At 54.5% G+C, this 15433-nt stretch carries 10 protein-coding genes; 6 read left to right on the forward strand and 4 right to left on the reverse strand.

Features of this window, described 5'->3' with window-relative positions; genetic code table 11:
- Nucleotides 1-322: 322 nt before the first annotated feature.
- The 4 genes from KP814_RS11780 to KP814_RS11795 all read right to left on the reverse strand — a co-directional run bounded on the left by KP814_RS11780 (nt 323) and on the right by KP814_RS11795 (nt 7644).
- A complete protein-coding gene (locus KP814_RS11780; protein WP_216736955.1) occupies nt 323-1633 on the reverse strand; it encodes a hypothetical protein in 1311 nt (436 codons plus the stop codon).
- On the reverse strand, nt 1560-3623 hold the full coding sequence (locus KP814_RS11785) for a hypothetical protein (protein WP_216736956.1): 2064 nt from the start codon (nt 3621-3623) through the stop codon (nt 1560-1562). Before KP814_RS11785 ends, KP814_RS11780 begins: the two co-directional genes overlap by 74 nt.
- Nucleotides 3624-3722: 99 nt before the next feature.
- Entirely contained in the window at nt 3723-7121 is a 3399-nt protein-coding gene (locus tag KP814_RS11790; RefSeq protein WP_216736957.1) for a hypothetical protein, read from the reverse strand.
- Complete coding sequence (locus KP814_RS11795) at nt 7114-7644, reverse strand: hypothetical protein (RefSeq protein WP_216736958.1); 531 nt, start codon at nt 7642-7644, stop codon at nt 7114-7116. Before KP814_RS11795 ends, KP814_RS11790 begins: the two co-directional genes overlap by 8 nt.
- Before the next feature lie 362 nt (nt 7645-8006).
- On the opposite strand from KP814_RS11795, the gene KP814_RS11800 reads away from it, so the two are divergent.
- From KP814_RS11800 to KP814_RS11830, 6 genes are all read left to right on the forward strand, one after another.
- Nucleotides 8007-9323, forward strand: a complete 1317-nt coding sequence (locus KP814_RS11800) for a sugar ABC transporter substrate-binding protein (protein WP_216736959.1) — start codon at nt 8007-8009, stop codon at nt 9321-9323.
- A 133-nt stretch (nt 9324-9456) separates the two neighbouring features.
- On the forward strand, nt 9457-10317 hold the full coding sequence (locus KP814_RS11805) for a carbohydrate ABC transporter permease (RefSeq protein ID WP_216736960.1): 861 nt from the start codon (nt 9457-9459) through the stop codon (nt 10315-10317).
- Nucleotides 10318-10324: 7 nt separating this feature from the next.
- Complete coding sequence (locus KP814_RS11810) at nt 10325-11155, forward strand: carbohydrate ABC transporter permease (protein ID WP_216736961.1); 831 nt, start codon at nt 10325-10327, stop codon at nt 11153-11155.
- A gap of 18 nt (nt 11156-11173) precedes the next feature.
- On the forward strand, nt 11174-12280 hold the full coding sequence (locus tag KP814_RS11815) for an ABC transporter ATP-binding protein (protein WP_216736962.1): 1107 nt from the start codon (nt 11174-11176) through the stop codon (nt 12278-12280).
- A complete protein-coding gene (locus KP814_RS33400; RefSeq protein ID WP_371824057.1) occupies nt 12273-14534 on the forward strand; it encodes an L-iditol 2-dehydrogenase in 2262 nt (753 codons plus the stop codon). Before KP814_RS11815 ends, KP814_RS33400 begins: the two co-directional genes overlap by 8 nt.
- 16 nt (nt 14535-14550) lie before the next feature.
- On the forward strand, nt 14551-15429 hold the full coding sequence (locus tag KP814_RS11830) for an AraC family transcriptional regulator (protein WP_216736963.1): 879 nt from the start codon (nt 14551-14553) through the stop codon (nt 15427-15429).
- Nucleotides 15430-15433 lie beyond the last annotated feature (4 nt).

A 15433-nucleotide genomic window follows, 5' to 3' on the forward strand; every position in this document is an offset into this window, starting at 1 on the left:
TGGTTTAGGTCAATGGGAAATCCGGTATAAAGCAAAGGTTTAGCGTGGATTAGGTCACGCCGGGCAGAGTTGTTTAATGGGCAGCTTAGACGCTGGTAGGGTTAAGTTTTCCCAGCTGAAAACCTGAATGTAATGAATGACGAAGTCCGCTCGCAGGGCTTCAGAAGCGCTCCGCTCTGTTTCGCGCCTAATGGAACGCGAGGATGCCTCAAAGATATTTTCCTCTATGTGAATAATGGGAGATTTAGGATAAGTCTAAAGAGAAGGCGCATTAGAGCGCGCCTTTTCTTTATTTGAAGTCGCCATTGACGTGGTGTCGGCGTTACTTGGTTTTGATGTGATAGCCAAGGATCAAAGATTCCAGAATGATGGACTTCGCCAGATGGATTGCTTCAGCTTCGGAGGCGCAGTCAATTTGAGCCCGGCTTTCACTTTCTTGAGGAACGCCATGTAAGTGGAGGCCTGTGAGTGAGCATTCGAATAAGACGCTGGTATGGCTTATCTTGAGGTTAAGATGATGAAAAGGCCCATTAACCTCGTCACGCATGCTCTGCAGCAGGCATATGGCTTCCTCTTGGGATGCTGAAATGGCGTGCGAAGGCGGCAACTGCTCTCTGCTTGTGGCTAAAGCCTCCAGATCCAAGGGCTTGTAGTCGCTGTATTCGTGGCCTGAGCGGGCAATCTGGTCCAGACGCTGTAGGCAATCCAGGCTTTGAGACGTGTTTGCAATAGCGAGAATGCGCGGTAAGCGTCGCAAAATAGGCTCTTCGTTGCACTGTTTTCCCCCCGGTAAACCCCGGGTCCGGAACGCAGTTGCAGCGCAGAGTGCGGAGATGGTGGCGGGCTTGTCGCCGCTAAGCGTCCAGGCCCGCGCCGCTAGCAGATCTAACCAGGGCATAAAGCGCGGCTCTGCGTTATGTAGCTGGGTGAGAATTTCCACTTCCGTTGCTTGATATAGCCAATGCCTGATATCCGCCTCAGGCTCTATGGTGCGCATAAGGTAGAGGGTTTTGGTCATCTGCGAAGGCTTTATATGGGGTAACTCAAGCAGCTCTGCAAATGCAGGCAAAGCCCCAACTCCCTGTATTCGCAATGCTAATAGTCCCTTCCACGCATCGGGGGAGCTTTTCTCATCAATGCTGTACTGCAGCATCTCTTTGAGGTAGGAGGATAGCGCTGCAATGGCCTCAGGGTGGCGATACTCTTCTCTTATAATCCGCTCACAGACACTTTCAGGAAGGTATTTTTCAGGGTGCTTGAAGGCATCAGGGAGATCTTCCGGTACCACATCCGTTGCATACTCGTCTTCATCATCAAATTCAGGCAACGCTTCAGGAGCGACGCCGAGAGAGTCTAGTGCGTCTCTGGTGGTTTCTTTGATGATGGCGTGTGCAATTTCGAAAATACTGGCTTCTGAATATATGTGATAGCGGATGTCTGCTTCAAAACCTGTCAGCTTGAGTTCGGCGATAGCTCTTAGAGGGCCGTAGATTCTGGGGTTATTGTTACGATTTCCCAGCAATCGGCGTGTCCACTCCCGCCAATATGCGTTCCGTGGATCATCTTTCAGCAAGGGATAGAGCAGCCCGGATTTGATATCCAGGTCGTAGTAGGGGGCGATGGTTTTTCTCAAACAGTGACTTCGCTGCTTGAATCGCCGCATTCGGGTCCAGTTTGGTCCAGGCGATGACGGCCTCGGTGTACCTCACCAGCGTGAACTCTCTTAAGAAGCTGTTTGCGTCATCAACGTCAAGGTGGGTAATGCGAGTTACGTAGTCGGCGATAAACCCGGTGTGCTGCTGTAATCCTAGATCGCCAACTACTTGTAGAGCGTCGCCGAAGGCGCGCTTGAATAATGTAGGGAGGTCGCGAAAGCCGAGGATTTTTTCTGCAATCTGCTCGGCGGCCGGCATACGTTCTTTCAATACCCAATGCACCGCCGCCAGATAGTGGTTCTCTATGTCTGACATGTTGCTCAAGGTCAGCCCTTCCTTTTTGCGTTTCTGTGAAAGGGCTTCTTCGTTCTTGCGGGCGACTTCCAGTATATCGAACAGCCGCCAGGCGGCTTTTTGCAGAACCTCATTACGGCGAGGATGCTTGCTGCTGTGCAGACATTGAACGACATACTCCAGACGATCATCCTCTGGACGCAGTTGCAGTACGGCGGCTTCCAATGCGGAAAGGGCGTTGTCATCGTCGTATTTGCCGAGCGTCAGGGTAATGCCGGGATAGGCTTTCTTGTTCTCAACATCGAACTTCAGTCCTGAGCGGAAGGCGGCGGCGATGGGTAGCGATAGGCGTGAATCCAGCATATCTGGAAGCCAACTGTATGGCCATTCGTTATGGGCGTAGTCAGTTCTTTCGCTGAAGTAGGCTTTGACAATTTTGGCGAAACTTTCGTCCTTGGCGGCGATCGCTTTCAACGCCAGGTCATGCATGGCGACGTCGTCGGGGTACTCCGCTATTAACGCCAACGGATCTGCGCCTTTTTCTATTTGCTCTTGGAAAGCCTTCGGAGTTAGCCGTTTGGTCTGGGTTTCGCCCTTAGGCTTGAGCAGCGTTGCGCGTAAGCTGGGTTCAAGCTGCTCCGGCGCGCAATTGGCCTGAGTTTGGGCTATCAGGTGGTTTATTTTTTTACGATTCAAGCTTCCGAATCTTACCGAGCCGGTTTTTTGCTCCAAGGCTGCGAGTGTCTCGGACAACGCCGCTGCGATGGCCTGCGTGATGGCGCCCAAGGCGCAGGCATGCTTGACCAGATCGATGGTTTCGCGGCAAGCGCTGTGATTGCCAAGAAAGAAATGCGCGAGCATCCAGTAGGTCGCCAGCACGGGTTCCTGAGCAAGCAATGGCTTCTCTTGTTCGTAAACATCAAAGGCCGGCGCCTTGTCCATTTTGGCGGCGAAGGCATAGGTGGGTTCGCCGGAAGGGTGGCCATGCATCCACTCCGTGCGGGTGAATAGTTGCCTGGGATCGTGGTAATAGGGGCGCTGCTTGATCTCCGCTTCGGCGAAGGCGTTAAAGTCATCAATCGCATGCAAGGCGGCGTCGGAATGTTTACAGACCCATTCCTCCTCTTCACCGGATTCTGAGATGTGCGGGCCTTCCGGCCAGCGGTTGACGATGAAGTCTGCGATTGAGTAATACTCCTCCTCGGAGGGCTCGCCACACTCGTGATCAAAGATAATCACGCGGGCTGTTCTCAAGGGAGACGGCAGCATATTGACGAAGCAGGCGTCTCCGCTGGGGTCTTCACCCAACATCGCCATACCGGTTAGCAGGCGCAAAATCATCTCAAAATCGGACAGCGAGGCTGCGATAACCTTAGGGGGGATAATTTGGGGGTGACCTAACGGCTCACCCTCCAGCGCCCAGGTATCAGAAATGGCGTCGCTATGGCGATGGTAGGCTTCCAGGCACTCCGTCAACTCAATGACTTCGTCGGGGACGGGGTGACCAAACAAGGCTGTCGTTTCCTTCGCATTGTCGTGGAAGTGGCCTTTTTGTCTCTGGACGATGTCTAAGAAGTCCTTTCTATCCGCGTTCTGATGCAGCATGTAGTAACTCATGATTTCTGCGAGCCTGCCGCCCAGCAGGTCGTTGCGCGTCAGTATGGGATTATTCATGTCTTATCCAAATTGCTGTTTTTCTGTGGGACTGGCTTTTGCTGGTTGCTGATATCGATTTGAAAGGCGCGGTGGGACGCGCCTTATTGTTGAAACAATCTACTTGTTGCGTTTCTTCGCTTTTTTAGGCGCTGGTTTTTCCTGACTGTAGCCAAGAATCATGGCCTCGAACGCTATGGATTGCGCCAGTGATAGCGCGGCGTTTTCATTCTGGACGCGGATCTGTCCCGCGCTCTTCAACTCATTGTCTTCCATACAGGTGCGGAAGTAGAGATTGTGCACGCCGCACTCAAACATGACGCTGTCGCTGGTGGGGGTAATCGTCAGCGTGTAGATGGCTTCGTCATCGTCGGGGCCTTTAATAGGCTGCTTGAAACGGATGGTTTCGCCCTTGTTTATTTGGAACGCGTTTGCATCGGGCTGGGCGCGGCGACGGGTCAGGCGGCTGACGTCGAGGGTGTACAGGCCCGCCTTATCTACACAGCGCTTGAGTTTCTTTAAGCTGCCATCTATGCGTTTATCGCCTTTAAACCGCGACAGGATCTGCGGCAGCCTGATCAGTATCGGTTCTTCATCGCTCCAGTCCCCCAGGGGAAATGACAAGCGGTGTTCCATCACTTGAGAGAGAGCATTGAGCAACGGCTCCGAATGCTGATTTTGATTAAGGGCGACGGCGCGTGCGGCGATCAGGTCCAGCCAGGGTAGAAAACGGGGCGCTGGGTTGGCGAGTTGCGCCAACAGCTCAGCTAAGTCCGCGCTGTATAGCCACTCGCGTAAGCTGGCTTCAGTCTCCACGAAACGCATGGTGTAGAGAATCTTGTTGTAGTGATCCATCGCCATGTGCTGCAGCTGCAGGAGATGCGCGAATGCAGGCTGTGCCTCAACTCCCTGAATGCGTAAGGCGCGCAGTCCCTCTCTTGACTCAACTCTATCGGAGTCGTCTCCACTATATTGCAACAGGTCCGTCAGATACTTTGAGAGGGCCGGTATCGCCTCTGGATAGATGTGGTTTTCTTTATAGATGCGTTTGCAAACATGCTCCAGATCATGCTTTTCCGGGTGGGCTAACGCATCTGCAAGTTGATCTGCCGGAACTTCCATGGCGAACTGGTCTTTTTTACTTCGTGTTGGGGCTTCGACGCTATCTTTATTGAGTGCGCGATAACTGTCCCAGGCGATTTCTTTGAGCAAGACCTGTGCAGGAAATAAGTCGTTATAGTCGGAGTAAAGGTGATACCGGACGTCTTCCATAAGCGACGTCAGCTTCAGCTCCTCCGCTGCGCGTAGTGGGCCGCAAATGCGTGTGGCGTTACTGCGATTCCCCAGTAGCCGGCGAGCCCAGTCAAGTAGTTCGGCATTACCCTTATCATCCTTCAGCAGGGCGTAGAGCAACCCTGATTTGATCTCTAAGTCGAAATACTGGCTCTCCGTCTCACGGTTGAACAGCTTTTTAGCGGTGGCCTTGGCGGCTTCAGGATTTAACTTGCTCCAGGCGATGGCGGCCTCAATATAGTTCAACAGGGTGACATTTTTGATAGTCATTTTGGGGGCGTTGACGTTGATAGTCGCGACGCGTGTTACGTAATATTCTGCGAACTCCTCATGCTCTTGCAGGCCATGGTTTCCGGCAAGTCTGAAGGCGTCTCCCAATGTATGTCTGAACAAGTTAAAGTGTTCACTGTTACGAAGCAGCTGTTCGGCGATTGGTAGCGCGGCTTTAGAATCTTCTTTTAGAAATATATGCGCCGCCTGTAGGTAGTGGTTTTCCACTCTAATCATATTTTCCAGAGAAGGACCTTCCTCCCGGCGCTGCTGGGCTTGCTCCTGCTGGTTTTTCATGGCGACCTCCAGAGTCTGGAACAGCCGCATAGCGGTTTTCTCCATAATTTGGTTGCGACGGGGATGCTTGCTGTCCCGCAGGCACTGAACGACATATTTCAAACGGTCATCGTCAGGAGGTAGTAGTGAAACAGCCGCCTCCAACGCATCCATTGCGTTGTCATCGTCATATTTGCCGAGAGTTCGCGTGATGCCGGCGTAAGCTTTTTTATGCTCAGCGTCATACTTCAGCCCTGATTTAAACGCAGTGGCCAAAGGCAATGATAAGCGTTTGTCTATAAGCTCTGGTCGTCGTCTGTGAGGCCACTGATTAAACGCGTCTTCAGTTCGCTCCTTGAAATAGGCGGTGACTATTTTATTGAATTCACTGTCTTGTTCTCCCAGGGCGGCCAGCGCCAAGTCATGGGTGGCCACGTCATCGGGATATTCCGCTATCAGCGTTAGCGGATCGACGCCGCTGGCGAGGCGCTGTTTGCACTCTTTGGGTTTTAGCCGTTTAAGCTGGGTCTCGCCTCTGGCTTCCAACAGGGCTGCGCGGCGCGCAGGCTCCAGATGCTCAGGTGAGCAATTGGCTTGAGTCTGGCTTATGAGGTCAGTAATTTTCTGATGATCAAGACGTCCGAATTGCGCTGAGTCCGGCTTGGTTTCCAAGGCGGTCAGTGTTTCATCCAGGGCTTCCGCCAGCGCTTGCGTAATGCTTCCCAGGGCATTGGCCTGTTTGACCACGTTAATCGTTTCGCGACAGGCGGTATGATTACCCAGAAAGAAATGCGCGAGCATCCAATAGTTCGCCAGCGCTGGTTCTTTATCGAGTAATGGTTTCTCCTGCTCGTACACCTCAAATGTAGGGGCTTGATCCATTTTTGAGGCGAAGGCGTAAGTGGGGCGGCCGGAGGGATGGCCATGCAGCCAGTCTGTGCGGCTGAATAATTGTTTGGGGTTGTGGTAGTAAGGGCGCTGGTCTATTTCCGCTTCGGCGAAGGCGTTGAAGTCTTCAATGGCTTGTTTGGCGGCGTCGGAGTGTTTGCTGAACCATTCTTCTTCCTGGAAGTCTTCCTCGTACTCATCTTCATCCTCTTCATCATCACCTTCGTCCTCATCATCCATGTCATCGTCGTCCGGCTCTCTAAGGCAGTCCTCCTCCCAACGGTCTGCGACGAAGTCGGCGATGGAGAAGTACTCTTCGGAGGACGGCTCCCCGGTTTCGTGATCATAAACGATCACTCGGGCCGTACCGAGAGGAGAGGGGAGCATGTTGAGAAAGCAGGTGTCGCCGCTGGGGTCCCGGCCGATAATTTCGAGCCCGGTAAGCAGGCGCATAATCAGTTCGAAGTCACGGAGAGAGGTAGCGATGTCTTTGGCGCTGACTTTGTTTGGCAGGCTCATCATTTCGCCAGCAAGCATCCAGACGTCTTGGGCGGCGCCACTGTACCTGTCATAAGCGGTCATGCACTCTTCCGCTTCGATAACTTCAGCAGGGACGGGGTAGCCGAAAAGCGCTTCTACGCGTTTGGCTTTGTCATCGAATTTACCTTTTTGCTTGCGGGCGATGTTTAAGAAGTCCTTTCTGTCCGCGTCCTGCTGCAGCATGTAGTAGCTCATGATCTCCGCCAGCTTGCCGCCCAGCAGATCGTCTCGCGTCAGTATGGGATTATTCATTTTTACTTCCAGGAAATGCAGGTCTCATAAATGAATGGCGTGTTTGTTCTGACAAACAGCATAACTCATATTTCGACATATCCCGAACCGACACCCGGGCCAGGAAAAATCCATGGCGCTTGAACATCAGGTAGGAGCGGAATACGACGAAATTGATCGACTCCGAGGCGACTTGCGGGGTGATATCGTCAGGGCCCTGGCCGGTGTAAGCTTCGACGCCGGCCCAGTAAGGCGAGCTAGCGCATACCAGCTCTCCCATATGATTTAGCTTGCAGAGTATTTCCGCCATGCCTCTGGCTTGTGATGGCGAAAAATGGCTGACGAATACGCCATTTTGGATCAGCAGATTATTCAGGTCCGCAATGTCGCAGACTTCTTCTTCGATATTATCGTTGGCGTACACCAGCTTGAAGCGGGTGAGCCGGGCGATATCCTGATAGGTGGCGCGTTCCTCAAACTCGCTCACTGAATACAGAGTGAGCTCCCAACCAACGCCACAGATTTTTCCCGCCACTTTTGTCATTGTCTTCTTCCAACTCCCTCAATCGGCTCGGTCAGCGTTGAGCGTCGCTATCGCATCCGGTCGGCGCCGGATGCAGAAACATAATAGACGCTCATAACCGCACGCCACCTGGGGTGTACCCTAGGCTGCGGTAAAGAAACGCTGTGCAACGCCGGCTGACTTTGCCGATTCCCTGAAGATCTACGTTATATATGTACTGAATTTACAAAATTATCCCTATTTCATGGAAATTTTGTCAAAAAAGTATAATTTTTTCGATGGTAGGTATTAGAGTTGGAAACTGGATTGACGCATAGTAATTCTGCTTTAAGTCATTAAGGCCCCCTTTGAATATAAAAATAACACTTCTTCGGAGGTAACCTATGAAGTTTCTATCCCGCGCTGCGTTGGTTTCGGCGGCGACCATTTCCCTGGGGATCTCATCTCTCGCGTCAGCGGTTGAGGAAATCACAATCGCTACCGTCAACAACGGCCACATGATCGAAATGCAGAAGCTGAGCAGCCATTTCGAAAAGGCCAATCCAGACATCAAATTGAAATGGGTGACGCTTGAAGAAGGCGTGTTGCGCCAGAACGTCACGCAGGACATCGCCAATAAGAGCGGCTTGTACGATGTGATGACCATCGGCATGTACGAAACGCCGATCTGGGGCAAACGCGGTTGGTTGAAGGAAATCAAAACCGACGCGTCCTATGATGTGGACGATATTCTACCGGCGGTTCGTAAAGGACTGTCCGTTGACGGCAAACTCTATGCTGCGCCTTTCTACGGCGAAAGCTCCATGATCATGTACCGCAAGGATCTGGTTGAAAAAGCGGGCATGACTATCGAAGACCGACCCACCTGGGGCCATATCAGAGACGTCGCCGCGGCGCTGCATAAGCCCAAGGATGGCGTCTACGGCATCTGCCTGCGCGGAAAATCCGGATGGGGCGACAACATGGCGTTCATCTCCACCATGGCTAATTCATTTGGCGCGCGCTGGTTTGATGAAAAGTGGAAGCCGCAGCTGACCACGCCTGCCTGGACCCACGCGGTCAGCTTCTATGTCGATCTGCTGAAGAACTACGGCCCGCCGGGCTCCAGCTCTAACAGCTTCAACGAGATCCTGGCGTTGTTCAATGAAGGCAAGTGCGGCATCTGGATCGACGCCACTATTGCTGCGTCATTCGTCAGCGATCCCAAACAGAGCAAGGTTGCGGATAAAGTCGCCTTCGCTCAATCACCCGTCGCTGTGACCGATAAAGGCGCCAACTGGTTGTGGGCATGGTCGCTCGCTATTCCCGCCGCGACCAAGCATGCTGAAGCAGCGCAGAAGTTCGTCACCTGGGCTACTTCCAAGGACTATATCCAACTGGTGGCGGATACGCAGGGATGGGGCTCGGTTCCCACTGGAACACGCACCAGCACCTACGAAAATCCTGAGTTCCTGAAAGCGGCGGTATTCGCATCAGCGGAACTCAAGGCCATTAACTCCGCTAATCCGGAAGACAACACTCTGGAGCCGTCGCCTTATATCGGCGTACAGTTCGCCGCTATTCCTGAGTTTCAGGCGATTGGCATGGCGACCGGGCAGATGTTGACCGGGGCGTTGACGGGCAGCGTGTCCGTTGAAAAAGCGCTGCAGTCCGCCAATGTATCGGCGGATCGTCAGATGCGTCAGTCCGGCTATTACTGATCCGTACTTCGCGACATGAGATAAACCGCCTGCGCCGCCGTGTTTATGGGCATTCACGGCGGGCTGCGGGCGGCGACTCCAACCGCGAAGCCGTCTTCGGATCTTAAGAACCCAGTTACCAGAGAGTGTTTCGATGCAACGTGCTGTAACGCGAACGTTACTCGCTCCGTCCGTCATCTCACTGTTGTTGTGGATGATCGTGCCCCTGGCGATGACGATATATTTCTCCACCATCCGTTATAACCTGCTGTACCCCGGCGAGCATAACTTCACTGGCTTGCTGAACTACGAATTTTTCGTCACCGATCCTGGCTTCTGGCCGGCGGTGAACAATACGCTGATCCTGCTGGGATCGGTGCTGGCTATCACTGTGGTGCTTGGCGTGGCGTTGTCCGCCCTGATTGATCAGCCTTTCTTTGGGCGCGGCGCTGTGCGCGTATTGTTGATCTCGCCGTTTTTCGTCATGCCGACGGTCAGTGCGTTGATCTGGAAAAACATGATGATGAACCCGGTGTATGGGGTCTTCGCCTGGCTCTCGCAAATGGTTGGGATGGAGCCGATGGACTGGCTGGCGGATGCGCCCTTGCTGTCCATTATCATCATGGTGAGTTGGCAGTGGCTGCCGTTTGCGATTCTGGTGTTCGTCACCGCGTTGCAGTCTCAGGATACCGAGCAAAAAGAAGCGGCGCGTATGGACGGCGCCACCAGCTGGCATATTTTCCGCTATCTCACCATTCCCCACCTCGCGCGTCCGGTTGCTGTGGTGATCATGATCGAAACCATTTTCCTGCTGGTGGTGTTCGCCGAGATTTATGTTTCCACCGGCGGCGGTCCCGGCTATGACAGCACCAACTTGGCGTATCTGATTTATTCCCAGGCGCTGCTGCAATTTGACGTGGGCATTGCGTCCGCAGGCGGCCTGTTTGCGGTGGTGTTAGCCAATATCGTGGCGTTTTTCCTGATTCGCGCCATCGGCAAGAACTTAACGGTGTGAGGCGGCTATGAATCTGAAGCAAAAACTTAAAGTGCGAACCTGGATTGTAGGCGCTTCCGCCTGGGGAATCGCGTTGCTGCTGTTTTTCCCCATTCTGTGGATGTTCCTGACCTCATTCAAAACCGAACTGCAGGCGATTTCCACGCCGCCTACCTTAGTGTTCGAACCGACTCTGGAGAACTTTTCTCTGGTGCAGGAGCGCAGCGATTATCTGAAGCACGCCATCAACTCGATTGTGACGTCCTTCGGCGCGACTATTCTGGCGCTGCTGATCGCCATTCCCGGCGCTTACGCCATGGCGTTTTATCCCGGAAAGCGCACCAAGGATCTGCTGTTGTGGATGCTGTCCACCAAAATGCTGCCGGCGGTGGGCGTACTGGTGCCGATTTACATTCTGTTCCGTGATTACGGGCTGCTCGATACGCGTATTGGTCTGATCATCATTTTCACCATGATGAACCTGCCCATCGTGGTGTGGATGCTGTTTTCCTACTTCAAAGACATTCCCAGGGAAATCCTGGAAGCCTGCAGGATGGACGGGGCCAGTCCCATGGGCGAGGTGGTGAAAATCGTCATGCCGCTGGCCTGGGGCGGCATCGCCTCCACTGGCCTGTTATCCATTGTGCTGTGCTGGAACGAGGCGTTCTGGTCTCTCAACCTGACTGCGGCGGACGCCGGCACGCTGACTTCCATGATCGCCTCATACTCCAGCCCGGAAGGCCTGTTCTGGGCCAAGCTTTCGGCGGCTTCCACACTGGCCTGCGCCCCCATCGTTGCGTTCGGCTGGTTGTGTCAGAAGCAGTTGGTGCAGGGCCTGACGTTCGGCGCCGTGAAATAGTTTTCGAGGATTTATCCGATGAGTTATCTGAATATTAAAGATCTGCATAAACATTACGATCAGTACCATGCTATTCGCGGCGTCAATCTGGAAATCCAGGAAGGGGAGTTTATCGTTTTCGTCGGTCCGTCCGGCTGTGGTAAATCCACGCTGCTGCGTTTGATCGCGGGGCTTGAACTGGTCTCCGAAGGCTCTATCCATCTGGACGGACGGGATATCACCGAAGCGCCGTCTTCCAAGCGGGATCTGGCCATGGTGTTCCAGTCCTATGCGCTGTATCCGCACATGACCGTGGCGGAAAACCTTTCCTTCGCCTTGCGTCTGGCGAAACGGCCGCAGGCGGAAATCGATCAGAAAGTGCGTTCCGTCGCCGCCTCGTTGCAACTGGATAAACTGCTGGCGCGCAAGCCGCGTGAGTTGTCCGGCGGACAACGGCAGCGGGTCGCTATCGGGCGCGCCATTGTACGACAGCCTAAAGTTTTCCTGTTTGATGAGCCGTTATCGAACCTGGACGCGGCTCTGCGGGTGCAGATGCGTCTTGAGCTGGCGCGTCTGCATAAACAGCTTGGCACGACGATGATTTACGTGACTCACGATCAAGTGGAGGCGATGACTCTGGCGGACCGGGTGGTCATTCTCAATCAGGGCCAGATCGAACAATGCGGCTCTCCCATTGACCTATACCAACAGCCGGCGAATCGCTTTGTCGCGGAATTTATCGGCACGCCGAAGATGAATATGTTGGCGATCGATCAAGTGATACACGGCGGCGAAAGCGTCGAAGTGCGCGCGGCTGACGCCCATCTGCGTCTTCCTGCGCGGGTGTTGGCGGACAATGTCAGCGCCGGATGGAGTCTGGGAGTGCGGCCTGAACATATCCATATCGCTCCAATAGGCGATGGACCGGTGCAGGGGCGTATTGAACTGATTGAAAACCTGGGTTCGGAAGCTTACTGCCATGTGCAAGTGAACGGCTGCGGGAATCTGGTGGTGAAGTCCGCCGCGCGCAGCGGTTTGATGGAAGGCCAGCAAGTGAGCCTGAACTTTGATGCGGAAGAAATGCGTCTATTCAATCCGCAAAATCAGGCGGTGTATGTGAATGGCGGGGAGACGGCTCATGTCTGATACGCGTTCTGGGGCGAACGACGCAAGGTTGCTCAAGCTGTCCTATGATCGTTCGCAAGTAAGCTCGTCGGTGGTCCACCTCGGGGTCGGCGCTTTCCATCGGGCGCATCAGGCCTATTATTTCAATGCGCTGCTGGCCCATGAGGATTGTCTGGACTGGGGCATTACCGGCGTGAATCTGCGGCCCGCCGACAGCCCTGCGTTCGCTGCGCTGCAGGCGCAGTCTGGAAGCTATGTGCTGAAAACCGTTTCGCCTGAAGGTGAAGCGCGCTATGAAGAAATTGGCGCGCTGATTCGTTTGCTGGACGGCGCAGTGTCTCCGCAGAGCGTGGATCAATGCCTCGCGGATGCGCAAACGCAATTGGTCACCATTACGGTGACGGAGGGCGGCTATTATCTGAAGGAAGATGGTCTGCTGGATGTCGCCCATCCTGAAATCGCCGCGGATCTGCAGGGCAGTGGACGTAATACGTTATATGCGTTTCTGCATGCGGGATTAAGAGCGAGAATGCAGTCCAGACAGGGGCCCATCACCCTGCTGAGCTGCGACAACCTGCGTCATAACGGCGATACCCTGAAGACCGGTTTCACCCAGTACCTGCAGCAGGTTGGCGATGCCGACCTGTTGTCCTGGCTGCGTGATAACGCCAGTTTCCCCAACGCCATGGTGGATCGTATTACGCCGCGTCTTTCGCCTGAGCATTCACGTGATGTGCGCGAGCGATTTGGCGTCGCTGACGCGTTGACGGTGATGGCGGAAGACTTTGTGCAGTGGGTGGTCGAGGATGATTTCGCCGGGCGGCGTCCACCGCTGGAGCGCGTCGGCGTGACGCTGGTGGAGCATGTGCAGCCTTATGAGGAAGCGAAAATCCGTATCCTCAATGGCGGTCATACCGCCTTGTCCTACTACGCTGCTTTGCGCGGATTCCCTACGTACGACGCGGCGGTGCATGATCCTGAGTTGAGAGCGTTTGTCGAAGCCTTTGAAGAGCAGGAGGCGATTCCTGCGTTAGGGGATTCGCCCCTGGATTTACACGCCTACTGGCGCAAAGTGCTGGCCCGCTTTGGCAACCGCAATATCGGCGATCGCATTGAGCGTATATGTGCGGACGGCGGCAGCAAGTTCCCGATATTCATCCTGCCGACCTTGCAAGGCGGCTTCGCGGCCGGTCGCACGCCGGAGCGAACACTACAGGCCATTGCGTACTGGTATGTCTTTATGCAGCGAGTGCGCGCCGGGCAGGCTCCGGTTCCTTATTACGAGCCGGAATGGCCGCGGCTGCAAAAACTGTTATCCGCCCCGGATGCCGTGGCGCGCTTTGTCTCCGACGCCAAACTCTGGGGAGATCTGCCGCAGCGCTATCCTGAATTTGGCGAATTGCTGCGACGTCATATTGAGTCGGCTTCTCGCGCTTTTAACGACATCCCCTCTTTTGAAAGGAAAGACACTGTGAGTTATCCCATTGAAAACCTGACCAACCTGCAGGGCAAAACCGCTCTGGTGACCGGCGCTGGCGGCGGTATTGGCGCGGCCGTGGCGGAGGCGTATCTGGCGGCGGGCGCTTCCTGCGTGCTCTGCGATTTGCCCGCAACCCCGTCGAAAGAGGCTGCGGCCGTGTTGGAGCAGTACCCCGAAACAGCCTGTTATGTGCAGGCGGACGTGACGGATATGGCCTCCGTGGATCGCTTGCTGGAGCAGTCAGTGGAACGTTTCGGCGGCGTGGATATCCTGTTCAATAACGCGGCGGTATTTGATCTGGCGCCGCTGCTGGAATCCAATGAAGCCATGTATGAGCGGATATTTTCCGTAAACGTGAAAGGCGCCTTTTTCACGATGCAGAAAGTGGCGCAACACATGGTAGACTCGCAAAGGCAGGGCAAAATCATCAATCTGGCGTCTCAGGCTGGGCGCAGAGGTGAGGCGTTAGTGTCGCACTATTGCGCGAGCAAAGCGGCGATCATCAGCTATACGCAGTCGGCTGCGCTGGCGCTGGCCAAGCACAATATCACCGTCAATGGGATCTCCCCTGGAGTGGTGGATACTCCCATGTGGGAGCAGGTGGACGCCTTGTTCGCCAAATATGAAAACCTGCCTTTGGGTGAGAAGAAAAGGCGGGTGGGATTGGATGTGCCGCTTGGACGCATGGGCGCGCCGGAGGATATCTGTGGGATGGCGCTGTTTCTGGCGTCGCCGGCCTCAAATTACATTACGGCGCAGACATTCAACGTGGATGGCGGCAACGTCATGAGCTGAGCAGTAGGTTAAGTCGATGCGGAAGATGAATAAAGGCGTGCCGGAAATCGAGTTGACGGACCGCAGCGCGGGCACAGTGCGTTATATCGAGCATGGATTCCCCAGCGATTTGATTCGCTGGCACGTGCACGAGGAGTACGAGTTGCACTTCATCGTCGCCACCACCGGTAAAGTCTTTATCGGCGATTATGTGGGGCTGTTCGGGCCGGGGCAGTTGATTCTGACCGGCCCCAGGCTGCCGCATAACTGGATCAGCAAGAATGACCCGGAGTCTGAAGTGGAGCTGAGGGACATGTTGCTCCACTTCAATCACGATACGATCGAGCAGGGCATCAAGGTCATTCCCGAATTGAGCCAGTTGCTGCCGATGCTGGAGCGTGCGCGCTCCGGCATCGAATTCATCGGCGTCGATCTCGATGAGGTGCGCACCCGTTTCGCAGAGATCCGCGACGCCTCCGGTCTGGCCCGCATCGTGCTGTTTTTTGATTTCATGAATGAGCTGGCGGCCTGGCCGAACTACCGCATGCTCTCCACCATGCAGATCAACTCCAAAGCCAACGAGACCATGCAACGCAAGATCAATACGGTGGTGGAGTATGTGATCAACAATATTGAATCGCCGATCAGCTTGCAGGAGGTGTCGGAACTGGTGGGCATGACGGACAGTCATTTCTCACGCTTTTTCCGCAAAGCCACCGGCAATCGTTTTGTTGAGTTTCTTAATCGCATCCGCGTCAGCCGCGCATGCTGTCTGCTGGCGGAAACCGATGAGCAGGTGGCCAGCATCTGTTTTCAGGTGGGCTTCAATAATGTCGCCAATTTCAATCGGCGCTTTCAGGAGTTGAAAGGGCTTACGCCCAGAGAGTACCGGCAGCAGGCGACTCAGCGTTTTTAGTCAG

The organism is Hahella sp. HN01 (assembly GCF_018986435.1).
Classification (GTDB): Bacteria; Pseudomonadota; Gammaproteobacteria; order Pseudomonadales; family Oleiphilaceae; genus Hahella.